The organism is Enhygromyxa salina, from assembly GCF_002994615.1.
Taxonomy (GTDB): Bacteria; Myxococcota_A; Polyangia; order Nannocystales; family Nannocystaceae; genus Plesiocystis; species Plesiocystis salina_A.
In genome coordinates, this window is record NZ_PVNK01000201.1 from 26,947 (window position 1) to 43,401 (window position 16,455).

13 protein-coding genes and 1 tRNA gene are annotated in these 16,455 nt (G+C 70.3%); 7 read left to right on the forward strand and 7 right to left on the reverse strand.

Going from position 1 to position 16,455, the window contains the following annotated elements; genetic code table 11:
- Genes gatB through gatC form a run of 3 tightly spaced genes read right to left on the reverse strand, consistent with a single transcriptional unit; the run spans position 1 to position 3,282 of the window.
- The gene (gene gatB / locus ENSA5_RS23370; RefSeq protein WP_106393908.1) at positions 1-1,482 is read right to left on the reverse strand and encodes an Asp-tRNA(Asn)/Glu-tRNA(Gln) amidotransferase subunit GatB; all 1,482 of its coding nucleotides are present in this window, start codon (positions 1,480-1,482) and stop codon (positions 1-3) included.
- Complete coding sequence (gene gatA / locus ENSA5_RS23375) at positions 1,482-2,987, reverse strand: Asp-tRNA(Asn)/Glu-tRNA(Gln) amidotransferase subunit GatA (RefSeq protein WP_258182991.1); 1,506 nt, start codon at positions 2,985-2,987, stop codon at positions 1,482-1,484. Before gatA ends, gatB begins: the two co-directional genes overlap by 1 nt.
- 4 nt (positions 2,988-2,991) lie before the next feature.
- On the reverse strand, positions 2,992-3,282 hold the full coding sequence (gene gatC / locus ENSA5_RS23380; RefSeq protein WP_106393910.1) for an Asp-tRNA(Asn)/Glu-tRNA(Gln) amidotransferase subunit GatC: 291 nt from the start codon (positions 3,280-3,282) through the stop codon (positions 2,992-2,994).
- 237 nt (positions 3,283-3,519) lie between these two features.
- On the opposite strand from gatC, the gene ENSA5_RS23385 reads away from it, so the two are divergent.
- On the forward strand, positions 3,520-4,500 hold the full coding sequence (locus ENSA5_RS23385; RefSeq protein WP_106393911.1) for a hypothetical protein: 981 nt from the start codon (positions 3,520-3,522) through the stop codon (positions 4,498-4,500).
- A gap of 15 nt (positions 4,501-4,515) precedes the next feature.
- On the opposite strand, the gene ENSA5_RS23390 is transcribed toward ENSA5_RS23385, so the two are convergent.
- Together ENSA5_RS23390 and lysA are read right to left on the reverse strand one after the other, a co-directional pair.
- The gene (locus tag ENSA5_RS23390; protein WP_181198059.1) at positions 4,516-5,496 is read right to left on the reverse strand and encodes a site-2 protease family protein; all 981 of its coding nucleotides are present in this window, start codon (positions 5,494-5,496) and stop codon (positions 4,516-4,518) included.
- A gap of 54 nt (positions 5,497-5,550) precedes the next feature.
- Positions 5,551-6,864, reverse strand: a complete 1,314-nt coding sequence (gene lysA / locus ENSA5_RS23395; protein ID WP_258182992.1) for a diaminopimelate decarboxylase — start codon at positions 6,862-6,864, stop codon at positions 5,551-5,553.
- A 1,736-nt stretch (positions 6,865-8,600) separates the two neighbouring features.
- Between lysA and ltrA the strand changes: the two genes are divergently transcribed.
- Positions 8,601-9,956, forward strand: a complete 1,356-nt coding sequence (gene ltrA, locus ENSA5_RS23400; protein ID WP_219906843.1) for a group II intron reverse transcriptase/maturase — start codon at positions 8,601-8,603, stop codon at positions 9,954-9,956.
- Positions 9,957-10,207: 251 nt separating this feature from the next.
- On the opposite strand, the gene dnaJ is transcribed toward ltrA, so the two are convergent.
- Positions 10,208-11,320: a molecular chaperone DnaJ gene (gene dnaJ, locus ENSA5_RS23405; RefSeq protein ID WP_106393913.1), complete on the reverse strand. Its 1,113-nt coding sequence runs from the start codon at positions 11,318-11,320 to the stop codon at positions 10,208-10,210.
- A gap of 137 nt (positions 11,321-11,457) precedes the next feature.
- Here dnaJ and ENSA5_RS23410 point away from each other — a divergent pair, with 137 nt between their 5' ends.
- From ENSA5_RS23410 to ENSA5_RS23420, 4 genes are all read left to right on the forward strand, one after another.
- Positions 11,458-12,114 carry a hypothetical protein gene (locus ENSA5_RS23410; protein ID WP_106393914.1) on the forward strand — a complete coding sequence of 219 codons (657 nt, stop codon included), beginning with the start codon at positions 11,458-11,460 and terminating at the stop codon, positions 12,112-12,114.
- A 53-nt stretch (positions 12,115-12,167) separates the two neighbouring features.
- Positions 12,168-12,261 (forward strand) — tRNA-Sec (locus ENSA5_RS38105).
- 51 nt (positions 12,262-12,312) lie between these two features.
- Positions 12,313-13,272: an oxygen-dependent coproporphyrinogen oxidase gene (gene hemF, locus ENSA5_RS23415; protein WP_106393915.1), complete on the forward strand. Its 960-nt coding sequence runs from the start codon at positions 12,313-12,315 to the stop codon at positions 13,270-13,272.
- A complete protein-coding gene (locus ENSA5_RS23420; RefSeq protein WP_106393916.1) occupies positions 13,265-14,287 on the forward strand; it encodes a PstS family phosphate ABC transporter substrate-binding protein in 1,023 nt (340 codons plus the stop codon). Before hemF ends, ENSA5_RS23420 begins: the two co-directional genes overlap by 8 nt.
- Here the strand turns inward: ENSA5_RS23420 and ENSA5_RS23425 are convergent.
- A complete protein-coding gene (locus ENSA5_RS23425) occupies positions 14,281-14,718 on the reverse strand; it encodes a hypothetical protein (RefSeq protein ID WP_106393917.1) in 438 nt (145 codons plus the stop codon). The genes ENSA5_RS23420 and ENSA5_RS23425 overlap by 7 nt on opposite strands.
- 172 nt (positions 14,719-14,890) lie before the next feature.
- On the opposite strand from ENSA5_RS23425, the gene ENSA5_RS23430 reads away from it, so the two are divergent.
- Positions 14,891-16,455: right-handed parallel beta-helix repeat-containing protein (locus tag ENSA5_RS23430; RefSeq protein WP_146156027.1), on the forward strand; the 1,565-nt coding region annotated here is incomplete at its 3' end.

Below are 16,455 nucleotides of genomic sequence, written 5' to 3' on the forward strand. Positions count from 1 at the left end.
TCAGTCCTCGACCTCGCCGCGGGCGGCGCGGAGCTCGTCGAGCACCGTCGCGAGCGCGCGCTGGACCAGCTGGGGGTTGGCCCGGCCCTGCGACGCGCGCATGACCTGGCCGACGAAGAAGCCCCGGACCTTGTCCTTGCCCGCGAGCAGCTGGGCGAGCTGCTCGGGGTGCTGCTCGACGACCTCGCGGACCATGGCCGTGATCGCGTCGGCGTCGGACACCTGGCGGAGGCCGTCGCGCTCGACGATCGCGCGCGGCGACAGCGAGGGGTCACGGAAGACCTCGTCGAGCACGACCTTGGCCACGCGGCCCGAGAGCGTGCCGTCCTCGACGAGGCCGACGAGCTCGGCGAGCGCGGCCGGGGTCACGGGGCAGTCGGCGACGCCGCGCTCGCTCGCGTTGAGCAGCTTGAGCAGCTCGCCGGTGATCCAATTGCACAGGGCCTTGGCGCGGCTCGGGTCGTCGAGCGCGGCGTCGAAGTAGTCGGCGAGCTCGCGCTCGGCCGTGAGCACGCCGGCGTCGTAGGCCGTCAGCCCGAGGGCCACGAGCTCGCGGCGACGGGGCCACGGCAGGCGCGGGAGCTCGGCCTGGGCGGCGGCGATCCAGGCCGCGTCGATCCGAAGCGGCGGCATGTCGGGCTCGGGGAAGTAGCGGTAGTCGGCCGCCGCCTCCTTGGTCCGCATGACCTTGGTCTGATCCCGGCCGGGGTCGTAGCTCATCGTCGACTGGACCACGGGCTCACCACGATCGAGGAGGTCGGCCTGGCGACGGACCTCGGCCTGGATCGCGGCCTCGAGGAACTTGAAGGAGTTGAGGTTTTTAATCTCGCAGCGGGTCCCGAGCTCGGCCGCGCCCCAGGCTCGGAGCGAGACGTTGGCGTCGCAGCGCAGCGTGCCCTCTTCCATGTTGGCCTCGGAGATCCCGAGGTAGCGGACGATCGTCCGGAGCTCACGCATGTAGTCGGCCGCCTCGGCCGCCGAGCGCAGCGCGGGCAACGAGACGATCTCGACCAGGGGCGCGCCCGCGCGGTTGTAGTCGACGAGGCTGTGCTCGCCCGTGTGGGTGCTCTTGCCCGCGTCCTCCTCCATGTGGATGCGCTGGAGCGGGATGCGCTTGGTTGCGAGCGGGTCGTCGGCCGCGGCGTGGTCGGGGATCTCGATCGCGCCGCCGGTCGCGTAGGGCTGATCCGACTGGGTGATCTGATAGCCCTTGGGCAGATCCGGGTAGAAGTAGTGCTTGCGAGCCCAGCGCGACAGCGGCTGGACCTCGCAGCCGAGCACGAGCGCGAGGCGCAGGGCGTGGTCGACGGCGACGCGGTTGGGGACCGGGAGCGTGCCGGGCAGGCCGAGGGTGTAGGCGTCGATCCGGGTGTTGGGCTCGCCGCCGATCGAGCACGCGCAGGCGCTGAACATCTTGGTCGCGGTCGCCAGCTGGCAGTGGACCTCGAGCCCGATCACGACCTCGTAGTCGGGGATCGGCATCAGGCTCGCGCCTCCAGGAGCTGGGGCTGCTCGCGGTGCCAATCGCAGCGCGCTTCATGGGCCGCGGCCGCGCCCAGCAGCGCGGGCTCGGCGAGGCGCGGGCCGATGAGCTGGACGCCGATCGGCAGGCGCGGGGCGGCGCTCGTGAACCCGGCCGGGATCGAGATCGCCGGGAGCCCGGCCAAGTTGGCGCCGATCGTGAACATGTCGAGCAGATAGAGCGCGAGCGGATCGTCGATCTTGGCCCCGAGCGGCCAGCTCGGTATGGGCGCGGTCGGGCTCGCGATCAGGTCGCAGCGCTCGAACGCGCGGGCGTAGTCCCGGGCGATCAGGGTCCGGACCTTCATCGCGCGGCCGTAGTAGTCGGCGTAGGACTCGGCGCGCAGGACGAAGGTCCCGAGCAGGATCCGGCGCTTGACCTCGGGGCCGAAGCCGTCGTGGCGCGTGGCCTCGTAGGTCTGGCGCAGGCTGTCGGCGGCGCTGCGGTGGCCGTAGCGGACGCCGTCGTAGCGCGCGAGGTTGCTGCTCGCTTCGGCGGTGGCCAGAACGTAGTAGGTCGCGACCGCGTGCTCGAAGTGCGGCAGCTCGATGTCGACGACGCGCGCGCCCGCGTCCTCGAGGCGCGTCAAGCTGGCCTCGAAGCGCGCGCGCACGTCGGCGTCGAGACCCTCGAGCTCGAGCGCCCCGCGGTGGACACCGATCTTCGCGCCGTCGAGCCCCCCGCGCGCGCCCTGATCGACGGCGGCGAGGTAGTCGGGCACGGGCGCGTCGAGGCTGGTCGCGTCGAGGGGGTCCGCGCCCGCGAGCACGCCGAGGGCGAGGGCCGCGTCCCCGACCTCGCGCGCCATCGGCCCGGCCTGATCCAGGCTCGACGCGAACGCGATCATGCCGTGGCGCGAGACCCGGCCGTAGGTCGGCTTGAGGCCGACGAGGTTGCACAGGCTCGCGGGCTGACGGATCGACCCGCCGGTGTCGCTGCCGAGGGCGAGCGCGCAGGAGCGAGCCGCGACCGCGGCCGCGCTGCCGCCCGAGCTGCCGCCCGCGACGTGGCTCAGGGCCCAGGGGTTGTGGACCGGCTCGAAGGGCGTGTTCTCGTTGGCCGAGCCCATGCCGAACTCGTCCATCGTGAGCTTGCCGAGCAGGACCGCGCCGGCCTCGGCCAGGCGTCGGGCGTGGGCGCCCTGATAGGGCGGGATCCAGCCGGCGAGGATCGCCGAGCCGCTCGTGGTCTCGACCCCCTCGGTCACGAAGATGTCCTTGAGCGCGACGGGGACCCCGGCGAGGGGACCGAGCGCCTGACCCGCTCGCCGAGCGTCGTCGACCGCCGCCGCCTGGGCCAGGGCCAGCTCCGGGGTCACGCGGCGATAGGCGTGGAGGCTGGGCTCGAGCGCGTCGATCTGCTCGAGGTAGGCGCGCGCGACCTCGCTGGCCGAGAGCTCTCCGCCGCGAATCGCCGCCGCGAGGCCGCGGGCCGAGAGCTCGAGGATGTCGCCCGCTGCGCCCACTTCGTCAGTCCTTGAACCGGGGCACGGCGACCAGTCGATCGCGGACCACGGGCACTCCAGCCAGCGCTTGCTCCGCATCGAGCTCCGGGCGCTCGAGGTCATCGCGCAGACCCGATCGCACCTGTTCGGCGGTCAGGTACTCGGGCACACCCTCGACCTCGACGCTCTGGAGCCGCTGGATGTAGCCCAGGATCGTCTCGAGCTGGGCGCCGAAGCCTGCAGCCTCTTCCGCGGACAGCTCGAGGCGGGCCAGGCTGGCGAGCTCCCGCACGAGCGGACTGGCTGCGTCAGGCATGCGGGCGGCAGGTTAGAGCACCCGTCGGCGGGTTTCCACGACTCCAGGTCAGACAGCCAGAGGCCGCCGAGATGGGCCGCTCGGACCCGCGAAATCGCCCGCGCAGGGGCCTCGAGCTCCGGGGAGGATTCTGCGCCGAGCGCTCCGGACCGCGGACATCGCACGCCGAGCCCGGGACCTGGCCCTGATCTGTCCGCTTTGCTGACACATTGGCAAAGGCGCGTTATCCCTAATGCCATGCCGACGTCCCACCCCGGCACCACGATGGCGCGGCTCGCGGGCCTCGCCGTGGTCTGTGCGTTGGTTGGTGGCTGCGCCGAAGACCCGGCGGATATCGGTCGCCCGCTCCACGCCGAGGCCGCGGCGGCCGACGAGGCGACCGTCGGTCACCTCGGTCGAGTCCACGTCGTCCTCCAGCCCTGGCCCGACGAGATCGAGCCCGAGCCGCAGCTTCAGGTCCTCGGCCGCTTCGTCGAGTACCGCGGCGTATCCGAGGACTTCGTCCGGGCCCGGACCAACCTCCCGGTCCCCGCCTGGGAGCAGCTCGTCCCGGGTCAGTGCATCGCCAGCGAGGAGCTGCTGCCCTCGGCTGCGACCCCGCGCGAGGACGAGGGCGCGCGCGAGCTCTCGATGATCGACGCCGGGGATCTGCGGGTCCTGCTCGGCAACCGCGAGCTCGTCGCTCCGCTCGCGCTGGTCCCGGATCTGTTGCCCTGGCTCTCGGGCGTCGAGTACGCGCAGGTCGACGATCGCATCCCGCGCCTGGCCGTCGAGCCCGACGGGACCTCGCCGGTCGTCGTGAGCGTGGATGGCTCGCCCGACGGGACCCTCGAGGGCTTCAGCGCCGCGGTCGATGTCCCCGTTCAGCTCGCGCTCGAGGCCGCTCGGGTCGGCGACGGGCGCCTGACGATCGACTGGCGCCCACCCGGTCAGAGCTCGCGCACGATCGTCTTGCGCCTCCAGGCCTTCGCGCCGGGCGAGGACGGCGTCCGCGAGCTGGCCGGCGAAGAGGTCACCTGCCTGGTCGCCGACACCGGTCGGGCCGACCTCGCGCTCGCGCCCCTGGCCAGCGCGGGCCTCGGGGTCGAGGGGGCCGAGGCCGAGCTGCTCCGCGTCAGCGCGAGCCGCTTTGACGCCGAGCACGTCAGCGCCGGCCGCTTTGGCCTCGTCGACGTGTTCGTCGAGGTCCGCGCGCAGCGGACCTTGCCCTTGCAGTGACCGCTGCGTGACCGCTCAGCGGTGGGGCGGCCACAGCTGCACGACCCGCGGGCGGCTGGTGGCCGAAGCCGAAGCCGAAGAACGCGGCGCTTGAAAGTGGACGTCCACGTACCTGGGGTCGCGGGGGCCGTGAGCCGCGCGGGGGCCGTGAGCAGCGCGGGGGCCGTGAGCAGCGCGGGGGCCGTGAGCAGCGCGAGGGTCGACACCCTGGGGGTTGGGGCGACGGTAGTGCGCGTCGATCCACTGAGCGCGAGCCTGGCGTTGGCCCTCGAACGCGGCGAGCCGGCGCGCGGCCGCGAGCTCGCGCCCGGCGGCGAACCACACGAACGCGGCGACGAGCACGAGGACCGGGTTGCCGCCGAACAGGCCCCACACGCCGAAGCCGACGGCGAGCCAGCGGCCGAGCTTCGCGGCGAGCTCGGTCGCGCGGACGCGACCGTAGCGGCTGGTCGCCCAGGCCCGGAACACGCGGCCGCCGTCCATTGGGAACGCGGGCACGAGGTTGAACAGCGCGAGCATCAGGTTGGCCCAGACCAGGCCCTGAAACACGACAGCCAGCAACCCGCCCCCCGCGAAGATTCCGGTTGCGGCGCCGACCAGGCCGAGCGCGGCGGCGATCGCGAAGTTCACAGCGGGGCCGGCGCCAGCGATCCACATCTCGGCGCGGGGATCTTCGGGCGAGCGCTCGAGCTCGGCGACGCCGCCGATCGGCAGCAAGGTGATCCGCCGGGTCTCGATCCCGAACCGACGAGCGACGAGGGCGTGGCCGAACTCGTGGAGCAAGACGCAGGCGAACACCGCGAGAGAGAACGCGAGGCCGAACAAGACCGCGGCGGACGAGTGCGCGGCGCTCCAGGTGGAGATCCCGATCCAGACCAACACCAGCGCGAAGCTGGCGTGGATGCGAGTCGGGATGCCCAGGATCCGGCCGAGGTGCCACGACCAGCGATCGCGTCGGTCCGTGGCGGTGGGCTTGGCGAACAAGGGGGGGTTCACGTGCCTCACGGTAAGCCCGAACTCGCGCCACGCAAGTCGGGCGCTTGGGTGGGCTCAGCTCAGCCAGTCGGGGTAGCGCTCGTCGCCGAGCAGCTCTTCGACTCGGCGTCGGGGACGTACGACCGCCCAGCGATCGCCGCTGACCAACACCTCGGACGCCAAGGGGCGCGTGTTGTAGGTGCTGGCCATGGCCATGCCGTAGGCACCCGCGCCGAGCACCGCGAGCAGCTCCCCGCGCGCGGGCCACGGGATCGGACGCTCGCGGGCGAGAAAGTCGCCGCACTCGCAGATCGGGCCGACGACGTCGACGGGCTCGAGCGCGGCGTCGGGGGCGGGCAGCTCGACTGGAACGATCGCGTGATAGGCCTCGTATAGAGCGGGGCGCAGGAGGTCGTTCATCGCCGCGTCGACGATCACGAATTTTTTGGTCTCGCCCTGCTTGCGCATGACCACCCGCGAGAGCAAGACGCCCGCGTTCCCGACCAGGTAGCGGCCCGGCTCGAGGACCAGCTCGCAGTCGAGATCGGCCGTCGCGTCGACCAGCGCGCGGCCCCAACGATCCGCCTCGAGCACCGGGTCGTTGCCCTCGTAGGCGATCCCGAGGCCGCCGCCGAGATCGAGCTGCCGGAGCTTGACGCCGCGCTCGGCGAGCGCGTCGATCAGCTCGCGCATCCGCGCGAGGCTGTCGAGGAAGGGCGCGGAGTCGACGATCTGCGAGCCGATGTGGCAGGCGAGGCCGACGAGCTCGAGCGCCGGGTGCTCGTGAGCCCGCAGCGCGAGCGCGAGACCCTGCTCCATCGCAATGCCGAATTTGGCCTCGCGGAGGCCAGTGGCGAGGTAGGGGTGCGTGTCGGGATCGACGTCGGGGTTGATCCGGAGGCTGACCGGCGCCCGAACCCCGAGCTTCGCCGCGCGCTCGGCCACGAGCTCGAGCTCCTCGGCCGACTCGAGGTTGATCGAGCGCACCTTGGCCGCGAGCGCGGCGTCGATCTCAGCGGGCTGCTTGCCGACGCCGGAGAACACGATCTTGTCGCCGGGGATCCCGGCCGCGAGCGCGCGCTCGAGCTCGCCACCGGACACGATGTCGGCCCCGGCACCGAGCCGCGCGAGCGTGCGCAGCACGGCCTGGTTGCTGTTGGCCTTGACCGCGTAGCAGATCAAGGTTGGGCGAGCCGCGAGCGCCTCGACCAGGCCGCGGTAGCGCTGCTCGATGTGGGCCGCGCCGTAGACGTAGACCGGGGTCCCGACCTCGGCCGCGATCGTGCGCAGATCGACGTCTTCCATGTACAGGTTGTCATCGACGATGCGCAGGCCAAAGCGCTGGGGATCGTCGCGGACGAGCAGGTGATCGGGGCGGCGCTCGCTCACCACGCTGCGTTGCCACGCGCGCGGGGGCAAGTCAACGCTGGACTGGCCGCGAACCCGCTCATGGCGACAGCACACACATGTCGTTGTGCGCCGGGCTCGCGTCTACGGACAGACGCATAGAATAGCCAATCGCGGGCTGATCGGCAGCAAGCAAATTCCGCACTCGAGTTCGTGGCGCCGCGACCACCTCGTCCGACCAAGGAAAGGGCCCCGAACTGCGGAGGTAGCGGCTCCGCAGCTCGGGGCGATGCGTCCGCGGTTGAGGATCTGCTTTGGCCGCGACCCGCAGTCACTGCTAGGATCGAATTGTCGCCACAGGCACCCGGTACAGGAGGTGTACATGATCGAAACACGAGCCCCGATCCTTTCCCCTTCCCGCTTTTGGACAGCCTGCGCCGCGAAAGGAGGCAGCTCCTAGTCCACGGCTGGGCGGTCGGCCAACAAACTTCGAGCGCGCCACCGCCTCCCCACGATCACACTCCTGACACGGGTGCTTGCCCGTGAATCGGCTCCAGACGAGCCACAACAACCCCGGCCGATGATCCCGGCCACCGCGTCAGCCCCCGCCCTTGATGACGCGCGATAACCAACCCGAGGCCCGCGGGGGACCTCGAAACGAGGAACCGGGACCGCCCGGGGCGACCAGAGGGAGAGGCAAGCGCCTCTCCCTTTCTTCGACCCCCCGCGGCCGTTAGCGACTCTGCCACGCACGGCCGCTGCGCGGCCGGTCCGGTCGCGCACCATTCGGACGGATCGTTGGTCGAGTGGTGCCGACCGAGGGCAAGTTTCGAGCCCCCCGTTGCGCAGCTCCTACCAGCCCACCGAGCGCCGAGCGCAGCGAGGAGCGACCGGCCGCTTGCGGCCGGTCCGGTCGCGCACCATTCGGACGGACCGCTGGTCGAGTAGTGCCGACCGAGGGCAAGTTTCTAGCCCCCTTTTAGGGGGCCACGCAGCCCGTTGCGCAGCTCCTACCAGCCCACCGAGCGCCGAGCGCAGCGAGGAGCGACCAGCCGCTTGCGGCCGGTCCGGTCGCGCACCATTCGGACGGACCGTTGGTCGAGTGGTGCCGACCGAGGGCAAGTTTCGAGCCCCCTTTTAGGGGGCCACGCAGACCGTTGCGCAGCTGATACTAGCCCACCGAGCGACGAGCGCAGCGAGGAGCGACCGGCCGCGCAGCGGCCGTGCGTGGCAGAGTCGCCAACGCCCGGGGGGGTCAAAGAAGCCAAGCCCCCTTTTAGGGGGCCACGCAGCCCGTTGCGCAGCTCCTACCAGCCCACCGAGCGACGAGCGCAGCGAGGAGCGACCGGCCGCTTGCGGCCGTGCGTGGCGTGTGCCTGGCATGGGCACTGACCAGGAGGTGAGAGTCCTCCCCAAGGAGACCGTGAACGAGGAAAGGGAAGCGCAAGGACGCGAAGGTCCACAGGGGCCGGAGGGTCTGGAGGAAGCGTGAAACGAACCAGCGGGTCGACGTACAGAAATCGGATTTGAGGCGGGGTGTCCGGGCGAGCGTGCGCCACAGCGCGAGCTCATCACGGTCAAGAAAGGGCATCACGTATATCCGGCGGCGTGCTGGGAAGGTCAGTGCTCTTACCCAGGGAGAGCTCGCTCTAGGGCCTGAAAGGGCAACGTGGTCACGCACGCGGAGCGAGCAGTCAGCAGAGGTCATAGTAGGCGCGCAGCGCGCTGAAGGACCGAACGAGAGCGAGGGCGCGACGCCCAGGAGTCTCAGAGAAGTCATGGCTCAGACGTTCAAACAACTGAAGCTCCCGCTGTGGTCGACCGGTGCATCCCGCGAGACCCAACGAAGCGAGCAGACTTCGACGGCGGCGACTGGAAACGAAGGCCCAGGCACGCGCGCGCTGATGCGCGAGGTGGTTGACCACCTCAACATCGAACGCGCGGCGAAGCGAGTGATGAGCAACAAGGGAGCCCCAGGCATCGACGGTATGCCGGTCGGCGAGCTCGCCGGCTGGGTGCACAAGCACTGGCCGGAGGTCCGCGAGCAGCTGCTCGCGGGAACGTACGAGCCCTCACCGGTGCGACGGGTGATGATCCCGAAGCGCGGGGGTGGCGAGCGAATGCTCGGCATCCCGACGGTGATCGACCGGCTGATCCAGCAAGCGATCTTGCTGGTGCTGCAGCCGCACATCGACCCAACCTTCAGTGACCACAGCTACGGTTTTCGTCCGGGCCGCTCGGCCCATGACGCGGTCTCGCAGATGCGGGACATCGTCGTCGAAGGCCGGGTGTGGGTCGTGGACATCGACCTCGAGAAATTTTTCGACCGGGTCAACCACGACATACTGATGGACAGGCTGGCGAAGCGGGTGGAGGACCGAGAGGTGCTGAGGGTAATCCGCCGTTACCTCAACGCCGGCGTGATGGTGGACGGGGTGAAGGTGGTGCGGGACGACGGGACACCGCAAGGAGGTCCGCTGTCGCCGCTTCTTGCGAACGTGTACCTCGACGAGGTGGACAAGGAGCTCGAGCAGCGAGGGCACGCGTTCGTCCGCTATGCGGACGACCTGCGGGTGCTCGTGAAGTCGAAGCGAGCCGGCGAGCGCGTGATGCGTTGGCTGGTCAAGCGCTTCGGCAAGCTCAAACTTCGGGTCAACGAATCGAAGAGCACGGTCGCCCGGGTCTACGAGCGGCCGTTCCTGAGCTTCTCCTTGTGGGAAGACAAGGAAGGACGCCCGAAAATCGGGGTGGCGAGCAAGGCCATGGGCGCGATGAAGGAACGGGTCCGCGAGCTCACGAAGAGGACTCGCGGCCGTGCGGTGAAGCAGGTCGTCGCCGAGCTGAGCGCCTACCTGCTGGGATGGTGGAACTACTTCGGAATCACGGAAGCGCCTGGGAAGATCCAGGCCGTAGAGGGATGGATGAGGCGCCGCGTGCGGTGCCTCATCCTCTCCCAGTACAAGAAACCGAAGCGGGCCTACAAGGCGCTGCGGGCTCTGGGAGCCTCGGACAAGGTCGCCCGGAGGGTGGCCGCACACATCCGACACAAGTGGCGCATCTCGACAGGCAGGGTGAATCGCGTGCTCACGAACTCGTACCTCGCTGCACTGGGGGTCCCAACCCTGGTCAAGTGACCTCAAGCGATCGAACCGCCTGGTGCGGACCCGCATGCCAGGTGGTGTGGGAGGGGCCCGCCGGGGAGACCCGGCGCCCCTATCCCGATAGAGTCGCCAACGCCCGGGGGGGTCAAAGAAGCCAAGCCCCCTTTTAGGGGGCCACGCAGACCGTTGCGCAGCTCCTACCAGCCCACCGAGCGACGAGCGCAGCGAGGAGCGACCGGCCGCTTGCGGCCGTGCGTGGCAGAGTCGCCAACGCCCGGGGGGGTCTAAGAAAGCCAGCCCAGGAGGCCTTTTTTCTTGGCGGCGACGTCGAGGCCCATCTCTTTGGCCAGCTCGCGCAGGGTCTCTTCTTGCTCGCTGGTCAGCTTTTTGGGCACGGTCACGCGCACGCGGATGTGGTGATCGCCCTTGCTGCCGCGGCCGCCGAGCACGGGGATGCCTTCGCCGCGGCGGGTGATGACGCTCTCGGGTTGGGTGCCGGGATCGATGTCGAGCTCGGTCTCGCCGGTCAGGGTCGGGATCGTGACCTTGGTGCCGAGCGTGGCCTGGAACATCGAGATCTCGATCTCGCTGAAGATGTCGTACTCCTCGCGCTCGAACCGCTCGTCGGGCTCGACGCGCAGGAGCACGTAGAGGTTGCCCGCTGGTCCGCCCAAGACGCCGGGCTGTCCGCCGCCGGGCACCCGCAGGGTCTGACCGTCGTCGACACCCGCGGGGATCCGGACGGTCAGCTTGGTCTCTTTTTGGACCGCGCCGCTGCCGGAGCAGGTGCTGCACGGGGTCTCGATGATCTGGCCGCGTCCGCGGCAGCGCGGGCAGGTGGTCTGGACCCGGAAGAAGCCCTGGGCGTGGACGACCTGGCCGTGACCCTTGCAGTCGGGGCAGGTCGTGGGCGAGGTCCCCGGCTCGGCGCCGGTGCCATCGCAGGCCTCGCACTCGACCCGCTTGGGCACGGTGATCTCGTGCTCGCTGCCCTCGACGGCCTCCATGAAGGGGATCTCCATGGCCATCTTGAGATCGGCGCCGCGCTGGGGGCCGCCGCGTCGGCGCCCGCCGCCGTTGAAGCCGAGGTTGCCGAACAGATCCCCGAACAGATCGCCGAAGTGCGCGAAGATCTCGTCGGTTCCGGAGAAACCCTGGAAGCCGGCGCCGCGCGGACCCTCGTGGCCGAACTGGTCGTAGAGCTGACGCTTCTGATCGTCGCTGAGGACCTCGAAGGCCTCGGCGCAGTCCTTGAACAGGTCTTCCGCCTCGGGGTTGTCAGGGTTGCGATCGGGGTGAAACTCCATCGCACGCTTGCGATAAGCGCGTTTAATCTCGATCGAGGTGGCCTCCCGCGAGACTCCAAGGACTTCGTAGTAATCCCGTTTTGCGGACACCGCGCGGGAAGCTAAGGCCGGGTAGAGTGTGTGTCAACCAGCGCTGTTGCGCGGCCCTGGCGGGGATGGCTACTACTCCCCCTGTGGTATGGTCCCGGCCCCGATTGCGGGATTGCCAGCCTCACGAGAGAAGCGTCATGCCCAGCCCCCGCGTTGCCATCACCGTCGCCGCCGTCGCCATCGCGCTCGCTAGTTTGACGAGCTGCAAGGAGGAAGACACCCGCCTGTTCGACGAGGCTGGCGTGTGGACGCTCGAGAAGTACTCGCTCGAGGGGATGCCCTACCAGGACATCGATCAGGGCCGCAAAAACCGCTTCTTGCTCCGCTTCAAGCCCGACGACGGCGTCGTCGCGGCCGCCGCGTGTCACGAGCAGGGCACCGACATCGACGTCAACAGCTCGACCTGTGTCAACGCGGGCTTGTCGACGTGGAGCTGTCAGTGCTTCGCCTACACCTACGAGGAGTCGACGATGATCTGGCAGGAGTTCGCGCCGGGCGAGCCCCCGCCGGTCGTCGGCATTCCGAGCGGCGATGGCGGCACGGGTGACACCGGCGGCACGATGGAGGGCGACTCGCACGATCTCTCGCTCTCGAGCTTCGGGGACTTGAGCGCGACCTACGAGTTCCACTCGTTGCCCATGGGCCTGTTCAACAGCGACGGCGACCTCGCCAAGCACGTGTTTCAGATCAAGGCCGACACGGTCTGGACCGAGGTCGACCTCAACGACGACGGCGTCCCGGATCTCGAGGCCTGCTCGCAGTCTTGCTTCCCGTCTGAAGCAGCCAGCGGCTGACCGGGTTGGCCAGCCCCTGGCGCCGTTGGCGTTCGAGGGCTATCGTCGCCGACGGAAGTGCATGGCCCGCTGGTGCGGCCCCCGGTCTTCAAAACCGGTGTGGGGCGCGAGAGCGTCCCGGGCAGGTTCGATTCCTGTGCATTTCCGTTCAGGCCGGCCGGCGCCCACAGCCTCGATCTTGGCGCTACACTCTCGCCGATGACGGATCCAGCCAACGCGGCGTTCCGCGGCGAGGTCGAGAGCTACATGCGCGCCCTCCAGGACGAGATCTGCTCGGGCCTCGAGGCGATCGAGCGCGAGCATGGCAGCTCGGCCTCTTTTCGTGAAGATCTGTGGCAGCGCGAGGGCGGCGGCGGGGGGCGCAGCCGGGTGCTCTCGGACGGGATGGTGTTCGAGAAGGGCGGGGTCTCGTTCTCGCAGGTCGACGGCGAGTTCAGCGACGAGTTCGCGGCCAAGGTCCCCGGCTCGGGCAAGTCGTTTTGGGCCAGCGGGGTGTCCTTGGTCCTGCACCCGCGAAACCCCCACGTGCCGACGGTCCACGCCAACTTTCGCCACCTCGAGCACGGCGACAAGGCGTGGTTCGGCGGCGGGGCCGACCTCACGCCCTACTACTTCCACGCCGAGGACAAGCTCCACTTCCACCAGGTCTGGCGCGAGGTCTGCGAGGCCCACGAGGGCGTCGGCGACTACCCGGCGTGGTCGAACTGGTGTGACCGCTACTTCTATCTGCCGCACCGCGGCGAGCGGCGCGGGGTCGGGGGGCTGTTCTTCGACTATCTGTGGGTGTCCAAGGACGAGCCGCAGCGGCGCGAGCGGGTGTTCGCGTTCGTGCGTGACGCGGGCCGGCGCTTCCTCGACGCCTACGTCCCGATCGTCAACCGTCGCGTCGGCACGCCCTCGTCGCCGCGCGAGCGCGAGTGGCAGGAGCTGCGTCGCGGTCGCTACGTCGAGTTCAACCTCGTCTACGACCGCGGCACGCTGTTCGGGCTCAAGACCGGCGGACGGACCGAGTCGATCCTGATGTCGCTGCCGCCGCGCGTGCGCTGGACCTACGCCCACGAGCCCGAGCCCGACAGCCCCGAGGCCGAGCTCCTGCGCGAGCTCCGACGGCCGCCGCCGCCAGGCTCGGGCCCGACCTCGCGCAACGACGATGACTGAGCGAGCGCGGGCGGTCGGGTGGGCGCTGGCCCTGATCGGCTCGGCGCTGCTGCTGATCACGGGCTGGCTGCTGATCCGCCTGGTCGAGAGCAGCCCGCAGCCGCCCTACCTCGACGACGGCGCCGAGGGCGTCGACCCCGAGCTCTCGATCGTTCAGGCCGCACCCAAGCCCGCCAACTTGCTGCGGCTCGCGGGCTCGGGCAGCAACCTGCCGCTGACGCGAGCGCTCGCGGGCGCGTTCGTGGCCAAGCGCCCGTGGCTGCGGGTCCGGGTCCACGAGAGCATCGGCTCGGCTGGGGGCGTGCGCGCGACCTTCGAGCGCGCGATCGAGATCGGGTTGATCTCGCGCGAGCTCGAGCCGGCCGAGGTCGACCAGGGGCTGGTTGCGATCCCCTACGCGCGCGTGGCCGTGGTCCTGGCCGCGAACTCCTCGGTCCCGGTCCGCGGCATCACCCGCGAAGAGCTGCTCGACCTCTACGCCGGTCGGCGCGAGCACTGGTCCGACGGCTCGCCGATCGTGCTGCTCAAGCGCGAGCCCGGCGACTCGAGTCATCGCGCGGCCCAAAAAGTCGTGCCCGAGTTCGAGGCGGTCGAAGCCGAGGCCTGGGCCGCCGACCGCGGCCGCAAGCTGTTTAACGATCGCGCGATGCAAGAGGCGTTGATCTCGACCCCGGGCGCGGTCGGGCTGTTCGATCAGGGCCTGGCGGTGATCCAGGACCTGCCGATCGTCGTGCTCGAGTTCGAGGGCCACCAGCCCAACCAGGAGGCCGTGCGCACGGGCAGCTACCCGATCTACAAGGACCTCGCGTTCGTGGTCCCGGCCGACGAGGCCGACCCGCTGGCGGCCGAGTTCATCGCCTTCGTGTTCTCGGCCGAAGCCCAGGAGCTGATCGAGGAGAGCGGCTATGCCCCGCTCGAGCCCCCGAAGCACTCGAGCTTCGCCCACCTGCGCGCGGTCGGGCCACCGCCGGGCGCGACCAGCCGCGAGCCGGGTGGCAAAGACGCAGCTCAGTGACTGCTCGACCGGATCGCCATGCGCTCGAGGTGCGCACGCAAGCCCGCGCACTCGTCGGCCCTGGCTTCGGCCTGGCCCTCGTAGCGCTCGATCTCCTTGAGCAAGCCCTGCGGCGGGAGCAGGGCCCAGCGCCGAGTCGCGGCCTCGACCGGCGCGCCGCCGAGCTCGACCGCGCGGGCAGCCGAGCGTGAGAGCAGCTGATCGGGTGGGGCCGCGTCGGCGACCGCGGCGTCGAAGCCCTGGCAGGCGTAGCGGATCAGGTGGACCTTGGGCGGGGCGAAGGTCTTGTCTCGTGAGCCCGGCCCGTCGTCGCCGTCGTCGCCCTTGTCGGACCCCTGGCCGCGGGCGTCGGCGGCGGTAGGCGCTGACGCCCCGCCACACGCGGTGATCGTGACCAAGATCGACAGCGCCGCTGCGCTCGTGAGCCTCACCCCTAACCTTTAGACCCCCACAGACACTTTCGCATCTCGGCGGCTGCGGAAACTGCGCGCCCGGCCGCTTCGCTCCTCGGCGCCCGTTGTACGCGATCGTATGTGTGGCCCCCTGGCGGCCTTCGACCGGGCCAGCGGCGTGCGATGGTCGGGTATGTCCTGCGCTCGTGCTTTGATCCCGCTATCTGTCCTCACGCTGCTGTGCGCCCGCCCGAGCCCCGCGTCGGCTGCCGACTGCAGCGCGGCCGACACCGCGGCGCTGCAAGCCTGCCTCGCCGGGCTCGGACCCGGCGACACGCTGACCCTCGAGCCCGGTGAATTCCCCCTCGACAACCTCACCCTCGACGGCCTCGCGGGCCAAGAGGGCGCGCCGATCGTCATCCGCGGGACGCTGAGCATGGCGGGCGAGCGGCTCAGCCACGTGATCGGCCAGTCGAGCGGCTCGAACGTCATCGACATCATCTCGTCGAGCTACGTCGAGCTGCGTGACTTCGAGCTCAGCTTCGTCGGCGGGACGACGGGCAACGGCGTGGATCTGATCAAGTTCGGCGGGATGGGCGAGGCCAGCCACCACGTCGTGATCGACAAGCTCGAGCTCCACGACACCGGGAACGTGGCGATCAGCTCGCAGGCGCGGGAGATCCACGACATCGTGGTCACCGCCAACCACATCCACGACATCGGCGGGTCGTGCTTTTACTGGGGCTACTACGAGGACGACAACCCGCTGCGCTGGGCTCACCACTCGCAGATCGTCGCCAACTTGCTCGAGCGCTGCCCGGCCGACGACGCCTCGGACACGCACTACGGGATCCAGCTCAAGAGCGGCAACCACGACAACCTGATCGCCGACAACGTGATGGTCGACGTCGGCGGGACCACGCGCGCGGGGATCATCGTCTATCACAGCGCGCCCAAGCCGGTCGGCTCGGAGCTCGCGGGCAGCAACCGGATCGTCGGCAACCTGCTGGTCCGGCCGCGCAACGAGGGCATCAACGCGGCGGCCGGCGCCACGATCGAGAACAACATCGTCATCGACGCTGGCGGCATCGCAATCTTCTTGCAGCCGCGCAGCTACGGCGGCTCGACCTACTACGGCTCGCTCGAGGTCCTGCACAACACCGTGGTCCAGACCGTCGGCGGCGCCGATGCCCACGGGATCCGCTGGACCGCCGCAGACTGGGCCCTCGACGACGGCGCGCGGCCGAGCAGCTTCGTCGGCAACCTCGCGCTGGTCAGCAACGGCGCCGACGGGCTGCGGCCGCCGTCCGCGGCGGCCACCGTCGACGCCAACGCGACCGACGCCAACGCCAACGGAGCCCCGGGCACGGTCATGGTCGACGGCGCGGCCGTGCAGTCGTCGATCTTCGGCGAGCCTGGCTACCTCGTCCCGAGCGAGGGCGGCGCGCTGGTCGACGGCGTGGCCATGGCCACGGTCGCCCTCGACTTCGCCGGCTTCGAGCGCGACGCGAGCCCGGACATCGGCGCCTACGAGTGGACCGGCGTGGTCCCGCCGCCCCTCGATGAGGACGCGTTCAAGCCCGGCGAGGCCGCTGGCGACGGAGACGGGGACCCCGGGGACGGCGATGGCGACGGGGATCCAGGCGACGGCGACGGCGACGGCGACGGCGACCCAGGCGACGGAGATGGCGACGCAGATCCGACCGACACGAGCGCGGACGCTGGCGGTGAGGAGACCGCCGAGACCGGGGGCCCGGGGGCCGATGAGGGGGGCGG